Origin of the sequence: Flagellimonas olearia, assembly GCF_004150225.1 — a bacterium.
GTDB classification, from domain to species: domain Bacteria; phylum Bacteroidota; class Bacteroidia; order Flavobacteriales; family Flavobacteriaceae; genus Flagellimonas; species Flagellimonas olearia.
Genome location: NZ_ML142910.1, coordinates 220708 through 244497, shown reverse-complemented (window position 1 = coordinate 244497; position 23790 = coordinate 220708). Strand labels below are relative to the sequence as shown.

Here is a 23790-nt window from a genome sequence, read left to right as displayed (position 1 = left end):
AAGTTGATCCAATAAGTTGTTGAACTACCTTGCTTGAGCATTTTTTTGAATGTACTCACCCTAAAATAGGGGTTGATCGGATGGATGGAATCAACACTTAATCGATTTTTTTTCATCTTGGGCGAATAGTAAGTGGAAAAGGGGCAACAGCTAAATTTTACTGTTACTTTTATCCTGATTAAAGTTATAATCACACCTACTTATATCAACCCAAAACTGAAATGGAAACTACTACTTTGAAAAAAATTTGGTTATCCTCGCCCCACATGGGGCATAATGAGGAAAACTATGTAAAGGAAGCTTTTGAAACCAATTGGATTGCTCCTTTAGGTCCCAATGTTCAACTTTTTGAAGAATCTATATCCGAATTTATTGGTAACGAGGTAAATGCGGCTTGTCTGAGTTCCGGGACCGCGGCAATTCATCTTGCCCTTGAGCTTTTGGGGGTTGGCAATGGCGATGAGGTTTTGTGCCAAAGCTTTACTTTTTCGGCCTCGGCAAATCCTATTACATATTTGGGAGCGACCCCAATCTTTGTTGACAGCGAAGAAGATACTTGGAACATTAGCCCTGAACTTTTGGAAGTTGCCATATTGGACAGGATAAAATTGGGAAAAACACCCAAAGCAATTGTTGCTGTACACTTATACGGCATGCCTTACAAAGCCCAAGAGATTCAGGATATTTCCAAAAAATACAATATCCCTGTTGTAGAAGATAGTGCTGAAGCCCTTGGAAGCATCTACAAAGGAATTAAATGTGGTAGTTTTGGGGATTTTGGAATCTTGTCATTCAATGGCAACAAGATAATAACCACATCAGGTGGAGGTGCTTTGCTAAGTAAAGATAAAGAGGCCAAGGAAAAGGCCATTTTTTTGGCTACCCAGGCTAGGGACAACGCACCGCACTATCAGCATTCAACCGTAGGTTACAACTATAGGATGAGTAATGTATTGGCTGGCATAGGGCGAGGTCAAATGGAAGTTTTGGAAGATAGGGTGCTTGCCAGGAGAAAGAATTTCGAGTATTACAAAAATCATTTATCGGATGTTTCAGGCATTCAGTTTTTGGATGAGCCAAAAGGATGCCTATCCAATAGATGGCTTACCTGTATCCTTACCCAGTCCTTTGAAGACCGGGAAAGAATTAGATTGGCCCTTTTGGAGGAGAACATTGAATCCAGACCGTTATGGAAACCGATGCATTTGCAACCCGTTTTTCAGGAGAATCCAAGTTATGTGAATGGTGTCAGTGAACATCTTTTTGACAAGGGGCTATGCTTGCCCAGTGGTTCAAACTTGGATGAGGATGACTTGGAGAGAATTTGCAATATCATTAAAAACGAACTAAAATGATAAGAAAATACTTGTTGTTTGTCAATCGTAGGCATTATGCTTCCAAATGGACGGTATTGTTCATTGACCTGTGCATTGTAGCGGTTTCGTTTATATTGGCATATTTTATCCGATTTAATTTGAGCTTTGGTTTTGATGTTCAAAAACTATGGACCCAATTGCCCATTGTGGTTGTTTTGTTCTTTTTGTCCTTTTTGATGTCAGGAAGCTACAAAGGTGTGGTAAGGCATACGGGAATCAAGGATGTCTATGCTATTTTCAACGCCACATGTATGGCCAGTATCGGGGCAATAGCGGTTGTGCTCGTTAATAGGTCCATGGATTTTATGGATGGGTTTACTATACCATTGTCAATCATCATTATCAATAGTCTACTTACGTTCATAACACTGACCTCATCAAGATATGTTTTCAAGATATGTTATGAAAGTCTGTTGAGCAGCAACGAGGCCCCTACCAAAAACCTTTTGATATATGGAGCAGGGGAATCAGGAATTATTGCATACAATACATTGACCAACCATTCAAAGGTTAGAGCAAAGGTTATCGGCTTTGTGGATAGCAACCAACAGAAGGTAGGTAAACAGATCAATGGGGTTAAGGTTTACGATAAGTCTATTCTTACCAAGGATTTTATCAGGTTCAATAATATTGCCGAGGTTATTTTTTCCATACAAAGTATAAGTCCAAAGCAATTACGTGTACTGGTCAACGAGATTGTGGATCTTCCGGTCAAGGTGAAGATTGTACCCCCCGTAGAGGATTGGATCAATGGGGAACTAAAGGTCTCACAGATTAAAAGGGTACAGATTGAAGACCTTTTGGACAGACCACCAATTGAAATCAAGAACAGTAAGGTTGAAAGGGATTTTGAAGACAAGGTGATCATGGTCACAGGTGGGGCAGGTTCAATAGGAAGTGAATTGGTAAGGCAAATCTGTAAGTACAATTACCGATCTTTAATTGTAATAGATCAAGCGGAATCAGCATTATACGATCTTCAGCAAGAATTGAAACAGGCCGGTTTCTTTAATTTTGTTCCCTTGGTAGGTGATATCAGGGATAAGAATAAAATGCGGGTTCTCTTTGAAGAGCATAGACCGGATAGGATTTTCCATGCTGCAGCCTATAAACACGTGCCACTTATGGAACAGAATCCGTATGAGGCTGTTAAGATAAACGTTGCTGGTACCAAGACCATTGTGGATCTTTCCGTGGAATATAATGTTGAGAAATTTGTATTTGTGTCAACGGATAAAGCTGTTAACCCAACAAATATCATGGGGGCTACCAAACGTATTGCAGAAATGTATATTAGCAGTAGACAGCAGGAGGGAAAAACCAAGTTTATCACTACCCGGTTTGGAAACGTTCTTGGATCCAATGGGTCGGTCATTCCACTTTTCAGAAAACAGATTGAAAAGGGTGGTCCCCTTACGGTTACCCACAAGGATATCACTCGTTATTTTATGACCATTCCGGAAGCATCCCAATTGGTACTTGAAGCCGGTGCCATGGGTAAAGGTGGGGAAATATTCATCTTTGACATGGGAGAGTCCGTTAAAATTATGGACTTGGCAAAGAATATGATCAGACTTTCCGGTCTTCATTACCCGGATGATATTGACATTAAGATAACCGGACTACGTCCAGGTGAAAAATTGTATGAAGAACTTTTGGCCAATGGTGAGAATACTTTACCTACCTATCATGATAAGATAATGATCAGTAAGGTTAGGGAGATTGACTATATCCAAACTAGGACAATGATCGATGAACTTTGCATATCCAATCTGTTCTTTAAGGATAACGTGGTACAACTTATGAAAAGAATTGTGCCAGAATATATATCCAACAATTCCGATTTTTGTAAATTGGACAAAAAGAAGAATACAAAAGAAGAACCCTTACATCAACTTAACAACTAAACTAAAAGTATATCTTCATGTATAAAAAAATAAATATTGCATACATGCTTGCGATGGTATGTCTTGTCTTTTCGTGTACACCTTCTAAGGATGTGGTTTATTTTCAAGATGCGAACCAATTTGAAACTTTGGTGGATGATGATTCCTTTACAAGTAAATTTAAGGTAGATGATTTGGTGAGTATCCACATATCAACTTTAGACGCCGAGGCTAGTGCTCCCTTCAATCTATTTAGAGGTGCGGAAGAGGGGGGGATACGTGCGGAACAAGTTAACTATTTGGTGGATAAAAATGGGGAGATTGATTTTCCTGTTATTGGGAAGGTGAAGATTGAAGGGCTTTCTCCGAGTGAAACAAAAGAGCTTCTTCGAGAAAAACTTGCGGATTACCTTAAAGACCCTATCATCAATATACGGATAAGAAACTTTACGGTTACAGTTATGGGAGCTGTTAGTAGACCAGGAACATATCCGGTCAACGGGGAGAAAATAAGCATTATGGAGGCATTGGGATTGGCTGGGGACATTACCATTAAAGGTAGACGTGACAATGTAATGGTGCTCAGGGATTTCGATGGAGCCAAAGTATATAATAGGATAAACCTTAATAGTAAGGAAGCTTTAAAATCCCCAGTATATTATCTTACCCAAAACGATGTGGTGTATGTGGAACCCAACAAATCAGGGAAAACACAGTCCAACTTGGACCAAAGGGCTTCCATTGCTGTATCGATTCTTTCTGTATTGATTACCTCCACGGTTGTGTTGTTGACAAGAAATTAATCATAATAATTGATTTTTCTGATAGTTATATATTATATACTCTCGAAGTAGATGAATAAAATGGAATTGGATTTAAAGGGCCTTTTAGACTCATATTTAAAACATTGGAAGTGGTTTGGTCTTAGTGTATTTATTTTGATTTTGTTGGCCTATGCCTATTTAAGGTATAGTACTCCACAATATAAGGCATCGGCCAAAATTCAAATAATAGAAAATAAGGGAACATCTTCAGAATTGAGCGTTCTTCAGGATTTGGATGTTTTTTCGGGTGGAAAGACACAGATTGAGGATGAAATTGAAATTCTTAAATCCCGGGGTAATTTAACCCAAGTTGTAAAAAAGCTTAAACTCAATGTGAGGTATTTTGTTGTAGGGAATATTCGAAATAGCGAATTGTATGGAGGAAACTTCCCTTTTAGCATTAATTTTATATCTCCCGATTCCATTGTCAATAAATCCGAACATAGTTTTTTTGTAAATCTTAATTCAGATACTTCATTTGAATATGGGGAAGAAGAGGACGCCCCTTTTAAGAAATATGATTTTGGCTCCAGGGTCAAGACAAAAATTGGTAGTATAATCCTTGTACCGGATGGTGAATTTCTTGATACATACAAAGGTAATCGGCTCAAGGTTGTCATAAGCCCAATTCCAAATGTTGCAGATGGCTACAGACAAAAGATAAGTGTTAGCCCTGCAGCAGAGTATTCCAATATTATAAATATTGCCTTGGTCGACCCAATTCAAAAAAGAGCCGTGGATGTTATCAATGAACTTATTTTAACGAATAACTCCAATGCTGTTGCAGACAAGAAAAATATTGCGGACCGCACCACAAAGTTTATAAATGATAGGATAACTGAAATTTACAGTAGTCTTTCATCGGTTGACCAAACTGCGGAATCTTTTAAAGAAAGTAGAGGTATTGCAGATCTTGGATCTCAATCCAATGTAAATTTCAGCCAAAGTGCGGCAAGTGAGCGACAATTACAGGAGACCAGCATTCAGTTGAATATTGCCAGTTCCATGAAAGATTTAATCAGCGATCAGGAGGGCTATGACATAATACCCACCAATGTAGGGTTAAATGATGCAGGAATAGCCAATGCTGCTCAAAAGTACAATGAATTGGTAGCCCAAAGAAATAGATTGCTGGAAAGCTCCAACGAGAAGAACCCAGTTATTCGAAAATTGGACCAACAGCTTGAGGATCTGAAAAGAGGGATGCAATCCAGCTTGAACAACGTTACCAACAATCTTGATTTACAGGTAAACAGTTTGAGCAAACAGTTGTCTCAGATTAATTCAAGAATATATGCTGCACCGAGTAATGAAAGAGCTTTGAGGGATATTTCAAGGCAGCAGCAAACAACGGAATCCCTTTATCTTTATTTGCTGCAAAAAAGAGAGGAGTCCCAGATTACTTTTGCCTCGGCCGCGCCAAAGTCCAAAATAGTGGATTCTGCATATGGTCTCAACCTTCCTGTTTCACCAAAGCCCAAATTTGTTTATTTGGCAGCGATCATGGCAGGTCTCCTGATACCTTTTTCCATTATCTATACTAGGGATTTGTTGGACAACAAATTGCACAATAAACTAGATTTGGAAAAAATTGTAGGAGATATCCCAGTACTCGCCGAAATCCCAAAAATTGGAAAGAAAGCCAGTAAATTGGTTAAAAAAGAAGACCGCTCCGTACTTGCGGAATCCCTAAGGATTTTAAGGACCAACTTGGACTATATCCATAAGTCCAAGGGAAAAACTGAAAAAGCCAATATTATCTTTGTTACTTCCAGCGTCCCTGGAGAAGGAAAGACCTTGATATCCTCCAACTTGGCAAGTATCTTTGCCAATACAGGAAAAAAGGTTCTGCTTATAGGAGCGGATATTAGGAACCCAAAATTGTATACGTTTTTTTCAGGAGACCTTGATGCCCCTGATTTTAAGCCCAAAAGGGAAGTGAAAATGGGACTGACGGAGTATTTAAGCAATTCAGGTGTACATTTAAAGGATATCGTTAATCCTGCACAAGATCTGTATGGCAATGTAGATTTGGTATATTCAGGTAAAATACCACCTAATCCTACAGAATTGCTAATGAACGATAGAATGAAAGAGTTGTTCGAAGAAGTATCTGAACTTTATGATTATGTTGTTGTGGATACTGCGCCTCTTATGGTGGTTACGGACACGCTTTTGATTAGTGAGTATGCCAACCAAATGCTGTATGTGGTCAAAGCAGGTGCTACGGAAACAAAAGTCCTTGATTTCCCTTTAAAACTCAAAAAGGAAGGGAAGCTCAAGAATCTCTCCTTTGTAGTCAACAATGTGAAGCAGACCAATTTAGGATATGGGGGTAAATATGGCTACGGATACGGGAAGACCGTTAAAAAGTGGTGGAATTTTGGTTAATCATATCAATAAAAGGTCTGTATCGTATTTTCAATGATCGGAAGTAAAAGGTTTAGGTTGCTTCTGGATATCTTGGTTTCCTTAATGAGGGATAATTGCCTAATGTTATGAACATCCGAACCCACATAGTCGATCAACCCATCGCTCAATAGTTTCAAGGCCGTTTTTTGAACCTCTTTCCCATAGGCAAGTGGGCTAAGCGACTGAAGATTCAACTGAAACAAAATTCCTTGTCGCTTTAAGGAAGGGTAGATTTTGTACTTTCTATGGTAATATATATAGCGTTCGGGATGGGCAAAGATTGGGAAATAGTTGTGCAGGGCTATCTTATCAATGGCCTCGTTAAAATTCAGCGAAGGCTGTAGGTAGGACATCTCTATCAAAAGATATTCTTTTTTAAGGGCCATGACCTGCCCACGTTCCAGTAAATTTTCAAAATTGTCATCAACCATGTGCTCAGCCGCCGGTTCAAGCGAAATATTGGCCATTTGCTTGGATATTATCTCATTCTCAAGCAATTTATGGGCCGCATGTATGGTGCTGGGGGTATTGTCGTAATGATTGTGCATGATATGGGGAGTGCACACAAAAGTTGTAATACCCAGCTCAGAAAAGCCATTCAGTAAATCAATGGAATCTTTTATGGTGCCGGCCCCATCATCTATACCGGGGAGGATATGGTTATGTATGTCCACCAAGCCATGCAGATAATCGGCCAAGAAGTATTTTTTTTGAAAAAAATGAAACATGCTTAAAATTTGGAAAACAAATATAAGGGATATGTGAAACAGGCTACACAAACCTTTCCCTATAAAAGAAGAGATTAAATAAAGAAAAGGGTACAATTAAAAAGGCCAATCCAATGGATTGACCTCTTCAGTGTTTTTCGGAAAAAGTTACACTACTTAATTCTTTATTAACTAAACTCAAGGGTAAAAATAAGGACTTGTCCAGTAACTTGGGATTAACAAAAAAACAAAAAGATTAATGAAAGATTAATCTACTTAACCAATGGGTAAATTGCTGGTGTTTTTTTACTTATTTCGCAATATGCTGACAAAGAGAAACGTATATGTTGTTGTTTTTGTGGTCTCTGTCATTGGACTTTTGGTGGTACAGTATCAATATTTGAAGGTAGGGTTGGGCTTGGCCCGGGTACAGTTTTCAAAAAAAATAGACGAAGCAAGAAGTCATATCAATGAGGAACTTTCCGAGTTCAATACGCTTTCCTATACCCTTGCCAATGCCATAACCAAGGATACTTCTGAAGTGAGAATCGGTTTGGACAGTCTGGAAAGAGCCTCACAGTTTTACCTGAATGATTACATATCCTATCAACTGGGCGTGTCGGGGATAGACGCTCCTTTTACGTATGCCTTGTACGCTAGGGACTCCACGCAATACCTTAGTTCTCAAAAGCCACATGTAAAGGGCAAGGACATACTCACCTATCCTATAAAGATTGAAGGGTATCTTCCCGAACATCTACAAAAGGAAGTAATCTTGGAGCTGGGCTTTGAGGATATCAATACGTATTTCTACCGTCAGCTGAATGGTCTTACCATTCCAGGGCTGTTATTCCTTTTGGCTATTATAGTGGTAGTGTTTTGGGTGTTGCGATCTTTTTATTGGCAGAGCAGTATCATTACCACCACCAACGATTTTATAAACAATCTTACCCATGAACTCAAGACCCCGGTATTTTCCATAGGCTTGGCAAGCAAAATACTGGAAGATGGTCTTCCGGAGGATAAAAAACCGGTCTTGGAGCTTATTCGTAGAGAAACAGATAGACTCAAACAGCACATAGATAAGGTCTTGGAGTTGGCTAGCTTGGAATCGGGGAAAAAACTGATGCAGTTCACCGAATTGGATTTTAGGCCTGAGCTTAACCGGATATGTGAGGATTTTAAAATGCTTGCACAGTATGAGAATACGGATTTTGAATATCAATTGGAAGAAGGTCCGTATCATATGCGCTTGGAAAAATTCCATTTGGAAAACGCCATTCTCAACCTATTGGAAAACGCCAAAAAGTATTCGGACGACCCCAAAGTACGGCTAAAGGCCCATGTGCATCGAAGGAAGTTGACCATTGCCATTTCAGATAATGGACAAGGTATTTCAGAAAAGGAACGAAAACGGATTTTTAGAAAATACTATAGGGTGCAAAATGGTGGCCTACACAAAGTAAAGGGGCATGGTATTGGTTTGTCCTACGTGCAAAAAATTGTGCGGATGCACCATGGTCATATTAAGGTGGATAGTGAATTGGGAAAGGGGACTACGTTCACGCTTTCTTTTAACCTAACAAAAAATGGATAACACGTATAAATTGATTTTGGTGGAAGACGATGCCTCCTTGGGGTATTTGCTTTCGGAGTATTTGGGGATGAAAGGCTTTACGGTCTCATGGGCCAAGGATGCCAAAGATGCACTCTTAAAAGTCAACGCCAATGTGTTTGATTTGGCCGTTTTGGATGTAATGTTGCCAGATATGGACGGTTTTGAACTATCCCAAAAGATTAAAAGCATAAACCCCCAGCTTCCCTTTATTTTTCTAACCGCACGATCCTTAAAAATAGATGTGTTGAAAGGGTTTTCCCTAGGTGCTGTGGATTACCTGAAGAAACCCATTGATGAAGAGGAGCTGGTGGTAAGGATCCATGCGCTTTTATCCCGTTTGTCAAGTACACAACCAGAGGAAGGGCAAGTATCCAGTTATCAAATAGGCGATTACACCTTGGACACGGATAGATTTAGTCTGAGATATAAAGATGAGGAGATAAAACTTACAGGTAAGGAGTTTGACCTTTTATCTTTACTGGCGATAAATATGAACCAACTTTGCACACACAAGGAAATCCTGACCACCATTTGGGATAAGAACGACTACTTTAACAAAAAGAGCCTCAACGTTTTCATCTCACATTTGCGAAAACATTTGGGCAAAGATCCCAGAATAAGTATTGTGAATGTAAGCAGGAGAGGATTTATGCTCCGCGTGGAAGAAAGGAAATAATCTTTTCTATTTTAAAGTCATGGCCCGGTTTTTGTGGATTTCTCTGGATAATCCAACCAACCATTTTAGTTAAATGTTTAAATTTTTACGTAGCGAATCAAAAAAAACACCATTGGCCCATTTGGATGAACTTTTTAAGCAAACCATTTCAAAGTTGCCGGTCAATGAACAAATTGCCTATTGCCAAAGACTTATAGAAAGTTCCAAATTCCAATTGACACAGCAATGTCCCAAAAAGGACTCATCCTATTTAAAGGGCCTCATTTTGGCAGCTGACGATGAAATCCAAAAATTAAGTTCAATAACCACAGATTAACTACACTTCCGTTTATAGTACCCTTCCATTTTGTAGATAGGAAATTAGTAATTTGCAAACAAAGAGAAAGCTTTGCATACTGCTGAAGAAAAATTAAGGGAACGGATTAAGGAATTGACCTGTTTGTATGAGGTAACGTCTTTGATCGTAAATTGCGACTATGAGCAAATTGAAGAGGTATTGCGGGCAATAGCCCATTGTCTTCAGCGTGCCTGGCAATTTGATGCCGATGCCCTTGTGGAGTTACAGACTTCATCGTTGAACATTAAAACAGATGAAGAAATGGGGAAATCTGTCTTTTTGCAGTCCTCCATCAAGGTTTTTAATGAGCAAGAAGGTTTTATCAGGGTAGGGTACCCTTCATCCAAATACACACAGTCCGATTTTCTTATAGAGGAACAACGGCTTTTGGACAATGTGTGTCTTGAAGTGGGAAATCTCTTGGAACGTAAGGAAATCAAGGAAAACCAAGTGGATATCCGTAGACAGGTAGAGCAAGCAGACCGCCTGCGTATTCTTGGGGAGATTACAGCAGGGATTGCCCATGAGCTGAATACACCATTGGCCAATATTTTAGGCTTTGCCGAATTGTTGCGGGAACGGATTGAAGGTGACGCTGATGCAGAAAAGGATCTGGACAAGATCATCTCCAACGCCATATTCTCTAGGGAAGTGGTCAAAAAGCTGATGTTTTTTGCCTGCGAAATGCCTCAGGAGAGGGCCAGGGTCAACATAGTACCCATTATTAAGGACGCCATTGACCTTTTAGGCACCACACTCAGCAGAAATGAGGTGAGTTGCGAATTGGAGGTCAGTCAGGAAAACATCACCCTAAAGATTGATAAGATCCAGTTGACGCAGGTACTTTTTAACCTTATTGTGAATGCCCTGTATTTTTCCCCTCCGAAGGGTAAGATAGTGGTAGCCGTCTGTGAACATCAAGAAACGGTGGTCCTTAAGATTTCGGATGAGGGAATTGGCATACCTGAGGACATGGCGAATAAAGTTTTCGACCCCTTTTTTACGACCAAACCCGTGGGAGAGGGTAGTGGATTGGGATTAAGTGTGGTGCACGGTATTGTAAAAAGCCATCAAGGCACCATCAAACATATGCCCAATAGCCCCAGTGGCACTATCTTTACCATAGAATTTCCCAAACTATAAAAAAAGTCAGGATGTTGAAGAAGGAAAATATACTGCTGGTAGATGATGATATACAGATTTTGGAGCTGCTGCAACGGCATTTAACATCCATGCACTACCATACCTATAGCGCTGTTTCGGTCAAGGAAGCACTGTACATTTTAAAAGATACGGCAATTGACCTCTTGATTACCGACATCAACATGCCGGACATCAATGGCATTCAATTGATCAAATATATGGCGGAACATTATCCGGATATTCCCAAACTGGTAGTTACCGGATTTCCATCAATCGATGATGCCATGAGTGTAATAAAATCCGGGGCCACGGAATATATTACAAAGCCTTTCACGAAATCGGAATTGGCCGATGCTGTTCAAAAATCCTTGGAATGTACCCAACACCGAAAATCCAAAGAGAAGGTGTTTCCAAAGGCACAGCAAGGCTATGGGGAAATGATCGGCACCTCGGAGGCCTTTAAAGAGGTTGTGGAGATCATTGAACGGGTAAAGGACAACCATGCCACCATTTTGGTCCAAGGTGAAAGTGGAACAGGAAAGGAGCTTGTGGCCCGTTCCATTCATTATTCGGGCAAGTTTGCAAGAGCTCCCTTCATTGCCGTCAATTGTGGGGCCATACCCGAGAATCTTCTTGAAGCCGAACTTTTCGGATACACCAAAGGGGCATTTACGGGTGCTTTTGAAACCCGGAACGGTTTTTTTCAGGCAGCCAATAATGGAACCATTTTTTTGGATGAAATTGGGAACGCCTCCCTAGCTGTTCAAGGGAAGTTGTTACGGGTTTTGCAGGAAAAGGAAGTTACCAAAGTAGGTTCACAAAAATCTGAAAAGCTTAATGTACGAGTCATTGCTGCCACCAACAGCAGCTTGACCGAACTTATCGAGAAGAAACTTTTCAGGGAAGATCTGTATTATAGACTCACAGTGGTCTCCATATCCGTACCTCCCCTTAGGGAGAGAATTTCCGATATTCCTATGTTGGTATCCAAGTTTCTTCAAAAGTATGGAGTGGAGTATAAGGACCGATTGGTAGGAATTGCTCCAGATGCGCTTGAAATACTGGAACGCTATCCATGGCCGGGAAATATCAGGGAATTGGAGAATGTTATCCAAAGAGCCGTTATAATGAGCGATGGCCAAGTGACCGTAAAACATTTACCTGAGCAGGTGAAATTTCAAATAGATTTTCCGGAGCAGGCCTTGAAACCGCTCAAGCAAGTAGAAAAGGAATATATAGAAAAGGTGCTGGTAGCTACCGGGAACAACAAGACAAAAGCGGCTGAAATTCTACAAATCGACCGTAAGACCCTTCGGGAGAAATTAAAATAGAGGTGAGGAGAAATGCACCATGCGGGTAATTTTTACCCATTCCCTAATTACGGACTTCCAAGAGTGGTATTTGTAATAGTCTAATTTTCAATTATTTATTATTTACAATGGTGGATGTGGTATTTTAGGCACACACTTTGCTTAAATCTGGAAGTATTGTCATGTGCTTATGTCACGGAGGCGAAGTAATATGGTAACTCAATGAATTGCTATGAAAAAATACATATTTGCGTTGATGTTTTCTGTTTTCACCCTTGGGCTTCAGGCCCAATCTGTCCATAAGGGTGAAATTGCTGTTGGGGATATTCTTGAGGTAGGTAAACCAGAATCCTCCCAATACGCGCACATTGAATTTCCCAAGCCCAATTTTATCATTAAACGTGGTGGATTGGCCAATTACAAAAGGGTAGAGGGGAACAAGGTTGTGGTTACTTCCGTTAAGGAGAAAAAAGATGGATCCCTACGGATAAAAATAAAAAAGACCGATGGCAGTCGTTTTTTTGGCAGCCATTGGCAAGTAGCGGCCAATGTCAAGGAAGCATTGGAGTCTGGCGAGCTTAGAAGAATCTAGTTTATTGATTGATGTGTTGTGCCCGACCCTGTTTCTCATTTGTTTGCTTTAAAGGTTAGTTACTGGGGTCGGGCTTTTCATTAAGCCCTTTTTTTTCTTTCACCGAATATTCTTTTGTGGCATAACCCAAGCGGCCATCTTCCGAAATGGCCTCCACAATGATGATGTATTCTCCCAATATATCCCCATTATAGAAACTACTGGAGGTATTCTGTGTTTGGTCCATGAAAATATTGGGTTGCCAATGTATTACCGATCGTAGGTCTGGTTTATCCTCTTGGGATGGAACGGGTTTGTCATATTTGGGAGCATAAAATTGTTTCACCGGTGTAAATAGGGATATTGCTGCCTTGAGGGTTCCTGGCTCTGGTCTGATAGGGGCCTGGACTCCCACGCCACCTTTGGTGGTTATGGAAATGATATGCCCCAAAGATGGTATTTCAAATAAGTCGGCCTGCGGAAATACGGTAAGGTATCGAGATTTGAAAAACTTGGCGTATTTTATGAGTTCCACGCGTTCCACTATCTCGGGAGACATGCTGGGGACATATTCGTAAAGATGGTTTTCCAGCAATTTTCCATCCACCATCAATAAAGTGGCTTCCCTGCTGCCGCCCCTTACGTGCGCCAACATAAACCCGTCCGGGAATCGCTCTATGGCTATTTGATCACCATAGTTGAACAAAAGGATGCTATATAATCCATACGACCATTCTTTTTCTTTGTCCCGTATATCATCACCAGAAATGATCACATCCGGTTCTCCGTATTTTTCATAAAGTTTTGCCCGCTCGGGAGTAAGAAAATGGTCTGAAACCACCACTTCGTCCAATTGGGTAACCCCATAAAGAGAGTCAAATACCATCTCGGTACGAAGTCTTTCTTTCCCAGCCTCCACTACGGCCTTGACCACGGTGTCCGATTCTCGTATGATAGGTTTCTGTGTGTAGGTAACCTCAGGTGGGCTTATCGTGTCCAAACGTATATTGTGGTTGACCTTTTTCCCCTTGGGGTCTACAGTGCTTAATAGATATTGCATTTTTGGACCGTAATCGTCATCCAATACAAAGCCGAATCGACCTAAACTATCGGCTTCCGTGGTGTAAAATTTGGTTGCTCTCCCAAAAGTGGCCAAGCTAACATTTATAGGTTCTGATGTATTTGATTTGTTTCGCAAAACTTGTACAGCCCCATTGATTTCAAGGCCTTTTTCCGGCCAAAAAAAAGTAGGCCCCCTTCGTTTTATGGGATATTGGTAATTTCTCCAACCCTGGGTAAGCAATAGTGCGTCCAAAGCCTCGAAACGTTCAGGGGTTTGAGCCCTAAAATAATAATCCGGATCTTCTATGTCACCCCGTATTTCTGAATCCAACAGAAGATAGGAACGGATGGTATTGATGGATTCTGGTTGAAAGTGTGCTTTGTTCAGGACAAGGACCGATAAACTGATGTTTTTTGATTCGGATGGTGGCCCAAGAATGTGCATGTTCAATTGGGTCTTTTCCCTGCGATCATATACGTTTTTATCTGTCTGGATTGAAATGTCCAAAGCTTCCCCATCTTTATGATTAAAGAAAAGTCGTTCAGCAATAGGCTGTTTAGCTTGATCCATAAGGGTAAAAACCAAAATCCCTTCAGGAAGTTCATTAGATGGCATATCCTTTACCAGTTTCCCATTTTTTAATGGGCCCTCCAGTAAAAAATAATCCTTCCCCCTACAGGCAACCTTGATATAAATTTTTCCTTTCAAGTGGTTTGAGGAGATTCGGGTCCAGATTTTTTCGCCAACTCGGGATACCGATAGGGTACTCCCTTTCGGGGATACCTTGGGCAACGGATGGATATGGGTAGTTGTTCCAGTGGAATCATTGGGTTCCGAAACTTTGGCATAATAGGTTCTTGCACTGTCAACCTGTATAGTCAAGGTTCCCATTCCTAAATGATTGGTTGAAAAATCACTGATAGGTTGCCCCTTATCGTTAAAAACAGTACCCTTTAGACGCGTTCCTTTGCTATCTATCCCTAAGGACTTAACGCCCAATTTGTTGAGGAGCCCATGAACCAGCTGCCCACTTTCCGGAAAAAACTGTACATCAACGGATTTTTTCCTTAGTATGATGGTTTCTGAGTGGTAAGAATCAGGGTTTTCTCCGATGGACAAGGTTATCCAATCCACATTTTTGGGAGTCTCATAATCCAAGGTATAAACCCCATCTTTCTTCTTTAGCTCCAAGGTATCCTTTCCCACTCCATAATTGAGATACACAGGAATTTGTTTTTGGTCGGTGACTCCGATAGTGGAGTTGATTTCTCCAGTCAACAGAAATTTACCGGATTCCAGTTCGGTGGTGGTCAATGTATGTAAAATGCCTTTTTCAGGTTGGGAATTGGGTGCGACGATGTTGACATAGTCTTCAAAAATGAAATCATTGCCAAAATTTCTGTTCCATTGGGTGTAGGCGCGAATGAGGTAAAGGCCTACAGGGTAATTTTTACCCAGTTCAAAGGAACCATTACCCAGACCAGAAGTCAGTTTGGTCAATTTGTGTTCAATGACCTTTCCGTTGGGGCCAATTAAATCAACATACAATACTTGACTTGTTGTACTTGGCAAGTGGTTTTCGGAGTCCACCACAATAGCTTTGAACCATATGTCCTGGTCCGTGGCATAGACCCCAGAGCTAAGTTGGATATAAATCTTTTCAGTTAAAGAAACATCTAATCGCTCATTGGTCTGTGCCATGGAAAGCAATGGAAATACAAAAAAAACTGCGAGTAATCCATATACGGATAGGGTCCAAAAGATTAGGACTGTCTTTTTATGTTCACGTATTCTCTTTTTGGGCAAGATGCAAGTGATTTAAATTGCTGAAATTTGGATGCTTACACTAAAATAGGGATTTGTTGGAGACTTTAGGCATGGCAACGCATATGATGCTTAAATGGGATCAAATCTTTGGCCAAGGGTAAATTTGGAGGTTTTAAGGAATTTATTTTCCGATGCAGAAATTGGAGAATATATTCCCCAATAAATCATCCGTGGTGACATTTCCAGTAATTTCACCAAGATGAAAGAGTGCTTGCCTGATGTCTATCGCCACAAGGTCACTTGCCAAACCAACATCCATGCCCTCCTTTACCTTTTGTATTTCCTCAAGCGCTTTCAACAGGGCGTCATAGTGTCTGCTGTTGGAAATGATAGTACTGTCCCCACTCAATGCCCCCGAGTCCACAAGACTTAGAAGTTTGTTTTGAAGTTCCTCCATACCGGATTGATGCTTGGCAGAAAGGAATAATAGGTTTGGGATTTCCTTTTTGAGCTGGCCCTTTTGTTCATCATTCAAAAGGTCTACCTTATTGCAAATAACCAAAAGTTGTTTATTGGGATATTTGTTCTTGATTTTTTCCAGCTCTGAACGGTCAAAATCAATGTGATCAAACAAGAAAATGATCAAACGAGCCTTTTCAATCTTGTCAAAAGTCCGCTCAATACCAATTTTTTCAACGACGTCCTCGGTTTCCCGTATCCCAGCGGTATCTATAAACCTAAAATTTATACCATTAAGACTGATATGGTCCTCCACTGTATCGCGGGTAGTTCCCGCAATGTCACTTACAATGGCCCTTTCTTCATTCAACAGGGCATTGAGAAGGGTAGACTTACCCACATTGGGCTGACCCACAATGGCCACGGGTATACCATGTTTGATGACGTTGCCCAAAGCAAAGGAGTCGATTAGTTTTTTGAGTACTTCGCTGATTCGGTTCAATAGTGCATTGAACTGGGTGCGATCGGCAAATTCCACATCCTCTTGTGAAAAATCGAGTTCCAATTCTATCAAAGAAGCAAAGTTGAGAAGTTCTTCCCTGAGTTTTTGGATTTCATTGCTAAAGCCGCCCCGCATCTGTTGCATGGCTATGTCATGCGCCGCTTCACTATCGCTGGCAATAAGATCGGCCACGGCTTCAGCCTGGCTCAGATCCATTTTACCATTCAAAAAAGCTCTAAGGGTGAACTCCCCGGCAGAAGCTGTTCGGCACCCTTTCTGTAGTATCAATTGTATGATCTGTTGTTGGATGTACGGAGATCCATGACAAGAGATTTCCACCACATTTTCACCGGTATAGGAGTGGGGTCCCTTAAAAATGGAAACCAACGCTTCATCCAAGACTTTACCATCATCAACAATATGCCCCAAATGAATAGTGTGACTCTTCTGCTTGGACAATTCTTTCCCTTTTACCGATTGAAAAACGGAATCGGCCATGGAAATGGCATCTGGACCCGAGATGCGAATCACGGCTATGGCCCCAGTTCCTGATGGTGTGGCAAGGGCAACGATGTTATCATTGTACAACATGGGGTCAAAAGTACAAATTAACCATGGGTTGTAACATTTTCCATAAAAAGGACACTAATAAAGTACATCATCAAAAATCAATCAGAAATGGAAGTCATCAATCAAAACGTTATTAGGAAGGACAATACCTTATTGGCCTTCACACACTTATCACAGCTATTACATTATGTTACTGGATTTGGAGGATCATTGTACCTCTTGCTCTTTGGCTGTCCACAAGACGAACGGTTGAAGGAATGGACGAGCACGGTAAGGCTATTATTAATCTACAGTTGAGTCTGTTACTGTACTTGATCATAAGCATTCCTGCTATTTTAGTCTTTGGGTTGGGACTGTTGGGACTTATGGGGGTTGGAATCTTAGGGTTTGTCCTGCCTATTGTAAATGCAGTAAAGGCGGCCAACGGCGAATCACCCATTTATTTTTTCACCATACGTTTCCTATAAAAAATGGGAGCCCTTTTAAAGGGCCCCTATTTCAAAGAAGTGATATCTTAAATGTTTTTTAGTATGAAAAATATGTTGCCCAATTGTTCCCCGGAAAGCTACACCCATCAGCCCATGCAGTTTCTTCACAGTCGGAGCACTCTATTGGATAACTAATAAGTAATGGTTGTTTGCCGGTATCATCAGGTAATATAATCAGACCTAACAATTCGCCACAATCTGGCATATAGTCTGTACCATTTATATTTGCTAAGTCTATGATTTCTTGTGCACGTTCTTCACTCCATTCACCTACATTATTACCACAAGTAGGGCATTGAGCATTTTCAACAAAACTCCAAATTGCTACTTGAACATCTCCAAAAGTAAAGGCTTCACCATTACTTGCCAGTGTACCAACAAAATCTTGGTTAATGATCCAGTTTACCTGATTCATATTATCTGTATATGCTATTGAAGTACTGCTCAAATCTGAATAACTTGAAACAACGGAGCCTTCGGCGCAAATAATCCCCAGTGGTTTGTTTGCATCCAAACACCAAGCATTATAATCGCCGGCTAAAAAAGAATTGGATATATTGATGCTCCAATAGCTCAAACCAGTATTAGTGCCCCTGTCAACTGCACAAAAGTCAATATCAACGGGCAAGTTTTCTGCGATACTTTCAGCCGACTCATTCAAACAATTAACCACAGCATGAGCGGCAATATAAGGACCCTTAGAAGTAGGCACCTCATAGGTAACCGTTTTGGCACAGTCAAAACTGTCCTTGTACTCAAAGTTCCCATTCTTTGGATTACCCGAATTGGTCATGGGAAAATCTTCGGGAGAGTTCACTACAGATAAATGGGTTTCCGAGATACACCATTCATCATTGGTAATTTCATAGGTTATAATATAATTGTCACCGGATTCGGTTACAGTTACCTTACCTACTTCCGTGTGTTGACCGGCTAAAAGAACTGCCTCGGATTTTTGACAATCCTCCGATAAGTCAAACTCTATTTGTGAGTTCGTATTTTTTGCAGCTTTTCCTTTCGCATCCACGCTTGTTAAGTCTTCACTCCCTGCAGACTCAACTTCACATGAGGATAAAACAAATGCGAAAATCGCAATTGCGGCTAGTGTTAATTTTTTCATGTTCAAAAGTTTAAGGTTAAAATCATTAATTGAATAAAAGTATAAAACATCTTATTCAGCGGATTTTATCCACGATGAACACAGGTTATAATCGATGAAAAGCACACATGGTCTGTGGGGTCACATGAAAAAAGTAAAAACTGTAGGAAACCCCTTTAATTATTGAGCATTACAGGCATAACCAGCATGGTCACGTGCTCTCCTTCATCCAGTCCATCAATAGGGGTAAGGATACCCGCCCTGTTGGGCAAGCTCATTTCCAATGAAACATCATCGGAAGAAAGATTATTGAGCATTTCTACCAAAAAGCGTGAGTTGAATCCAATCTGCATATCATCCCCTTGGTAGGAGCAGGACAGACGTTCCTCGGCCTTATTGCTGTAATCCACATCCTCGGCGGATATGTTCAGCTCGGCTCCAGCAACCTTCAAACGGATTTGGTGCGTGGTCTTGTTCGAAAAAATGGAAACCCGTCGCACTGAACTCAAGAATTGATTTCTGGAAATGGTCAGTTTATTGGGGTTTTCCTTGGGAATTACCGCCTCATAATTGGGGTATTTTCCATCAATCAATCTACAGATCAATACTGAACTGTCAAAAATGAATTTGGCATTGCTGTCATTGTACTCGATGGTTACCTCGGATTCCGAACCGGCCAAAATCCCCTTTAACAGATTCAAAGGTTTTTTGGGCATAATGAATTCGGCCACTTCCGAAGCGGTCACATCCTGCCTTTGGTATTTTACCAACTTGTGGGCGTCTGTGGCCACAAAGGTGAGATTCTCCGGGGAGAACTGGAAGAACACCCCGCTCATTACCGGGCGGAGGTCGTCATTCCCTGCGGCAAAAATGGTCTTATTGATGGCCGTTGCCAAAATATCACCCAAGAGCGTGGTAGAACTTGGATTGGAAACTTCAACGGCTTTTGGAAATTCTGCACCATCCGCGTAGGCCAAGGCATATTTACCATGGTTGGAGCTTATTTCCACTGTATTGTTATCTTCAACAACAAAGGTCAAAGGTTGTTCTGGAAACGTTTTTAGCGTGTCCAACAACAACCGGGCAGGAACCGCAATGGTGCCTTCGGCATCTGAATCCACTTCTAGTACCGAACTCATGGTGGTTTCCAGGTCGGACGCTGAGACCGTAAGTTGATTTTGTTTTAGATCAAATAGGAAATTGTCAAGGATGGGCAAGGTGTTGCTATTGTTGATAACTCCTCCCAAAACCTGCAATTGTTTCAATAAATATGTACTGGATACAATAAACTTCATCAAAGAAATTCTTTAGCTATGTTGTCCGTTGGATGTTTCATCCAAGTAAACGGGCCGTGTAATCGACAAAAGCAAATATATCTTAAAACGATTAAGCAGAGAAACAAATTTATTAACAGCTACACTGTGAATTTTCGCTTTCTCACATAGTTGAAGAAAATACCAAAAACCAATGTCAATACAACTGGTATACCGATGTTTATTAGCTGCCATCGTGTTTTTTGGGTTACGATTTTTTCAACATCCAAGAGTGGGATGGACACTTTCCTGTTTCGAATGTTTATAAGTCCGGTATTGTCCAAAAGGTAATTGGTGCAGTTCACCAAGAATTCTTTGTTGCCATAGAAACTATTGGTCCATTTGTCATACCCAAGTTCCAAGGGTCTGCCGTTACGCAATTGGTTTTTGATGACATCCCCATCGGAGATGACGATCATTTTGTTTTCTGGACCTTGTTCCTCGGTATTTTGAAGTTCCAAAGGCTTAACCCGGTTCTTGTACATGGAAACAAAATCTCCCTCAATCAAAACGGCCAAGGGTAGGTCACCATTAGTGTACGATTCCCTATCCGGAGGATTGTTCAAAATATCCAAACTGATCTGTCTGGGGATACCATCGGTTTTTGATAGAGGAGAGCTCTGGAGCAAAACGGTCTTTTGGTAATCATTGTCCAATACCTCCATGGGACTGGTGAACTGGTATCGAACCGCTTCTATATTGGTGTTGATGGGGTGGTTGTTCCTTGAAAACACCATGGGATTGTAATACCAAGGAAGGGGATTGTATTGGGAATCATTTCCTTCCCCTGTGGCCAACACAATTTGGGTAAAGTACATGTCGTTGACCAATACCGGGTTAATCCTTACCCCATATTGAAAGAAAAAATCCTTGAGGTTAAGGTCACGTGGCAAGGCAAATGCACTTCCTTCGCCACTATAGATGCTATCCATTTCCATGGCCACTTGATCCATCAACCAAATGGATTTACCACCCTGCACCACAAATTGATCCAATACGTACTTTTCTTGATCGGTAAAGGCTTCTGTGGGTTTGGCCACCACAGCCAAGTCAAAGTTTTTAAGTTGGTCCAGGACCTTTTGGGGGCTGGTTGCCACGGAATCCAAAGTAATGGCCCCAATATTATAATAATCGCGAATGGTGGTCAGGTAATCGGCCAAATATAGATCATCGAGCTCTCCATTTCCTTTGATCACGGCAATACTCTTTTTATCCGTAATGCTCAGCTTGGTAAAGGCATCGGCAAAGGCGTACTCCAATTGCTGCACCGAATTGTTGATGCGGTCTTCGGCCGTTGAGCCGAGTTTGTTCTTTAAAAGAGGGACTTTAACGGTATTGTCCCTATAGTTGACCATGGCCCATGGGAATACCAATTCTTGGGAAACCTTTCCGTTCTCTTCAACCGTGACATTGGCGGGTTGAAGTCCCAGACCTTGAAGTTCTGCAATGGTCTGTTGGGCCTGACTCTCATCTTCCAAAGGATCTACCAAATTATATTTGATGTTGCTGTTTTTTGAAGCAAAAGATTCCAATAGCTGAATGGTCTCGGTTTTGAGTTTGGAAAATTCTGGAGGGATGTTTCCATCCAACAATACATCCACAATGACAGGGGAATCAAACTTTTGGACCACCTCCACGGCAGGTTGTGACAAGGTGTAGCGTTGGTCTTCGGTCAAGTCCAATCGGGTATATACAAAACCGGCAATAAGGTTCAGTATAATGACAACAACAACGGCCTTGAGCACGGAAACAAAAAACTTTGACATCATCTGGGCAATTGTTTTAAGCGTTGATGGGTGAGGTACAGAAAAAAGAGGGTCAGGGAGATAAAGTATATCAAGTCCCTGGTGTCCATGACCCCTCTGGCGATACTGTCAAAATGCGATTTGGCTCCCAGACCCTGTATCCATTGTTGGGTTTCCCCATTGGAAAACAGAGAGGACAAGGCATCAAATCCATTGAAAATCATGAAACAAATGAGTATGCCCACCAAAAAGGCAATGATCTGGTTATCCGAAAGGGTAGAGGCAAAGATTCCAATAGAGGCATAGGCCGCTATGAGGAACAACAATCCAAAATAGGAGCCGATAACCACTCCTAAATCAAAATTACCCTCAATGACCCCCAAGTTGGAAATCGCAAAAACATAAATGATAGTGGGAACCACGGCAATGACACATAACAGAAATGCGCCCCAGAATTTGCCCAAAACCAACTTCCAGACCGAAATGGGTTTGATCAGCAACAACTCCAAAGTACCCATTTTACGCTCCTCTGAAAAACTCTTCATGGTAATGGCCGGAACCAAAAAGACAAAAATCCATGGGGCCAACAAAAAAAAGTTGCCCAAATCCGCAAAGCCGTAATCAAAAATATTGTACTCCCCTTTAAACACCCATAGAAAAAGGCCATTGAGCAGTAAAAAAGATCCTACGATCAAATACCCAATGGGGGATGTGAAAAAAGACTGGACCTCTCTTTTAAAAATTGCAAACATTATTCTGGAGTTGAGGAATTTACCTTGGCTACGCTCCAAGCTTCCGGTTTATCGGCAAAAAGGGTTTTGGTATGTCCCCAAACCGCTCTAAAAAAATCTGATGTCCTATAGTTTTCCAAATCTGATTCCTTTTCCCAGAAGCTGTACGTAAAAAACACGCTTGGATTCTTGAGGTCTTGGTAAAGGTCCACCTTGGAACACCCTTCAAAAGCCAAAATCCCGTTTTTCGATTCATCAAAAATTCGCTCAAAACTAGGAATATTTTCGGGTTTAAAGGTGAGTTTTACGATGCGTATCAGCATTTATGAAAAATTTATGGTTACAATGTCCCTGTAGTTCAATCCCAAAAGGGTAGAAGCCCCTCCTACGGAATTCAAGTCACTTTTATAAATGGCAAGCTCAATATATCCGGCAGAATTGAACAAGGCCAGGGCGTCACCGGGACCTTTTCGTTGACTCCTGTCCAAGTCGAAATTGATAATGCCGTTATAGCTTTTCTGGATTTCCTTGATCTTGGTGGTGCGGGCGGTCAGTTCATAGTCCCGTCCATTGCGATAGGCTTCAAACAAGCTTCGCTGTATGTTGGTGACCACATTGCCGTAGTTGTCAATATAAATGACATTTCCAGAAATGGTCCTTCCATCATTGGAGACACGGGGTTCAAATTCCTTGAGTTCCTTGAGTGCGGCAAAAGGTTTTCCAATCACCTCCAATTTACCGCCCCGGGCAATATGGCAGGCCACTTGTACAAAGACATTCAATACGGGAAAAGAACCGGATTGGGTATTGGGCAGTTGTATTTCCACTACTTTTTCGGGAGTCACCTCCGATGTGATCAATGAAATGACCCCACTATTGGCACTTACAAAATAATGTCCATCCACCTGCACCACAATATGCTGGTTTTCAGGGGACAGTTCGGAATCCACCCCAACAATATGCACGGTACCCTCAGGAAAGGAACGGTAGGCATTTTTAAGGATATAGGCACACTCTTGGATATTGAATGGGCTTATAGCATGGGAAATATCAACAATGTTCACCTCGGGCAGACTACCCAGAATGGTCCCTTTTACAGCACCTACAAAGTGGTCTTTATAGCCAAAATCTGTAGTTAAGGTTATGATTGCCATGCAATACTGTTGATATGTTTTTCCACGCTCGAATTGATT

General features: G+C 41.2%; 19 protein-coding genes and 1 pseudogene. 11 read left to right on the top strand and 9 right to left on the bottom strand.

Going from position 1 to position 23790, the window contains the following annotated elements:
- The first annotated feature begins 221 nt into the window (after positions 1-221).
- The 4 genes from DN53_RS11665 to DN53_RS11650 are packed head-to-tail and all read left to right on the top strand — an operon-like array spanning position 222 to position 6477.
- Positions 222-1355, top strand: a complete 1134-nt coding sequence (locus DN53_RS11665; RefSeq protein WP_129654453.1) for a DegT/DnrJ/EryC1/StrS family aminotransferase — start codon at positions 222-224, stop codon at positions 1353-1355.
- Entirely contained in the window at positions 1352-3283 is a 1932-nt protein-coding gene (locus tag DN53_RS11660) for a polysaccharide biosynthesis protein (RefSeq protein WP_129654452.1), read from the top strand. The genes DN53_RS11665 and DN53_RS11660 overlap by 4 nt, the downstream gene beginning before the upstream one ends.
- 44 nt (positions 3284-3327) lie before the next feature.
- On the top strand, positions 3328-4065 hold the full coding sequence (locus DN53_RS11655; protein WP_242502125.1) for a polysaccharide biosynthesis/export family protein: 738 nt from the start codon (positions 3328-3330) through the stop codon (positions 4063-4065).
- 51 nt (positions 4066-4116) lie between these two features.
- The gene (locus DN53_RS11650; protein WP_313790138.1) at positions 4117-6477 is read left to right on the top strand and encodes a GumC family protein; all 2361 of its coding nucleotides are present in this window, start codon (positions 4117-4119) and stop codon (positions 6475-6477) included.
- A 5-nt stretch (positions 6478-6482) separates the two neighbouring features.
- Here the strand turns inward: DN53_RS11650 and DN53_RS11645 are convergent, their stop codons facing one another.
- Entirely contained in the window at positions 6483-7226 is a 744-nt protein-coding gene (locus tag DN53_RS11645; RefSeq protein ID WP_129654450.1) for a tyrosine-protein phosphatase, read from the bottom strand.
- Positions 7227-7527: 301 nt separating this feature from the next.
- Between DN53_RS11645 and DN53_RS11640 the strand changes: the two genes are divergently transcribed.
- The 6 genes from DN53_RS11640 to DN53_RS11615 all read left to right on the top strand — a co-directional run bounded on the left by DN53_RS11640 (position 7528) and on the right by DN53_RS11615 (position 12881).
- A complete protein-coding gene (locus tag DN53_RS11640) occupies positions 7528-8802 on the top strand; it encodes a sensor histidine kinase (protein WP_129654449.1) in 1275 nt (424 codons plus the stop codon).
- The gene (locus DN53_RS11635) at positions 8795-9499 is read left to right on the top strand and encodes a response regulator transcription factor (RefSeq protein WP_129654448.1); all 705 of its coding nucleotides are present in this window, start codon (positions 8795-8797) and stop codon (positions 9497-9499) included. The genes DN53_RS11640 and DN53_RS11635 overlap by 8 nt, the downstream gene beginning before the upstream one ends.
- A gap of 73 nt (positions 9500-9572) precedes the next feature.
- Positions 9573-9815, top strand: coding sequence for a hypothetical protein (locus DN53_RS11630; RefSeq protein WP_129654447.1), 243 nt, complete (start codon positions 9573-9575; stop codon positions 9813-9815).
- A 72-nt stretch (positions 9816-9887) separates the two neighbouring features.
- Complete coding sequence (locus DN53_RS11625) at positions 9888-10979, top strand: sensor histidine kinase (protein ID WP_129654446.1); 1092 nt, start codon at positions 9888-9890, stop codon at positions 10977-10979.
- An 11-nt stretch (positions 10980-10990) separates the two neighbouring features.
- A complete protein-coding gene (locus tag DN53_RS11620; RefSeq protein ID WP_129654445.1) occupies positions 10991-12310 on the top strand; it encodes a sigma-54-dependent transcriptional regulator in 1320 nt (439 codons plus the stop codon).
- A gap of 211 nt (positions 12311-12521) precedes the next feature.
- Positions 12522-12881: a hypothetical protein gene (locus DN53_RS11615; RefSeq protein ID WP_165357401.1), complete on the top strand. Its 360-nt coding sequence runs from the start codon at positions 12522-12524 to the stop codon at positions 12879-12881.
- 55 nt (positions 12882-12936) lie between these two features.
- Here DN53_RS11615 and DN53_RS11610 read toward each other — a convergent pair whose 3' ends face one another.
- Together DN53_RS11610 and mnmE are read right to left on the bottom strand one after the other, a co-directional pair.
- Positions 12937-15729: a hypothetical protein gene (locus DN53_RS11610; RefSeq protein ID WP_165357399.1), complete on the bottom strand. Its 2793-nt coding sequence runs from the start codon at positions 15727-15729 to the stop codon at positions 12937-12939.
- A 142-nt stretch (positions 15730-15871) separates the two neighbouring features.
- Entirely contained in the window at positions 15872-17242 is a 1371-nt protein-coding gene (gene mnmE / locus DN53_RS11605; protein WP_129654443.1) for a tRNA uridine-5-carboxymethylaminomethyl(34) synthesis GTPase MnmE, read from the bottom strand.
- A gap of 87 nt (positions 17243-17329) precedes the next feature.
- On the opposite strand from mnmE, the pseudogene DN53_RS11600 reads away from it, so the two are divergent.
- Positions 17330-17688: pseudogene (locus DN53_RS11600) on the top strand (DUF4870 domain-containing protein).
- A gap of 58 nt (positions 17689-17746) precedes the next feature.
- Here DN53_RS11600 and DN53_RS11595 read toward each other — a convergent pair.
- The 6 genes from DN53_RS11595 to DN53_RS11570 all read right to left on the bottom strand — a co-directional run bounded on the left by DN53_RS11595 (position 17747) and on the right by DN53_RS11570 (position 23751).
- The gene (locus DN53_RS11595) at positions 17747-18829 is read right to left on the bottom strand and encodes a hypothetical protein (protein WP_129654442.1); all 1083 of its coding nucleotides are present in this window, start codon (positions 18827-18829) and stop codon (positions 17747-17749) included.
- Positions 18830-18984: 155 nt separating this feature from the next.
- Entirely contained in the window at positions 18985-20103 is a 1119-nt protein-coding gene (gene dnaN, locus DN53_RS11590) for a DNA polymerase III subunit beta (RefSeq protein ID WP_129654441.1), read from the bottom strand.
- Positions 20104-20222: 119 nt separating this feature from the next.
- Positions 20223-21887: a gliding motility-associated ABC transporter substrate-binding protein GldG gene (gene gldG / locus DN53_RS11585; protein ID WP_129654530.1), complete on the bottom strand. Its 1665-nt coding sequence runs from the start codon at positions 21885-21887 to the stop codon at positions 20223-20225.
- Entirely contained in the window at positions 21887-22618 is a 732-nt protein-coding gene (gldF, locus tag DN53_RS11580; RefSeq protein WP_129654440.1) for a gliding motility-associated ABC transporter permease subunit GldF, read from the bottom strand. Before gldF ends, gldG begins: the two co-directional genes overlap by 1 nt.
- Entirely contained in the window at positions 22618-22920 is a 303-nt protein-coding gene (locus tag DN53_RS11575) for a putative quinol monooxygenase (protein WP_129654439.1), read from the bottom strand. The genes gldF and DN53_RS11575 overlap by 1 nt, the downstream gene beginning before the upstream one ends.
- Positions 22921-23751 (bottom strand): SAM hydrolase/SAM-dependent halogenase family protein, encoded by an 831-nt coding sequence (locus DN53_RS11570; protein ID WP_129654438.1) that lies wholly within the window; start codon positions 23749-23751, stop codon positions 22921-22923.
- Positions 23752-23790 lie beyond the last annotated feature (39 nt).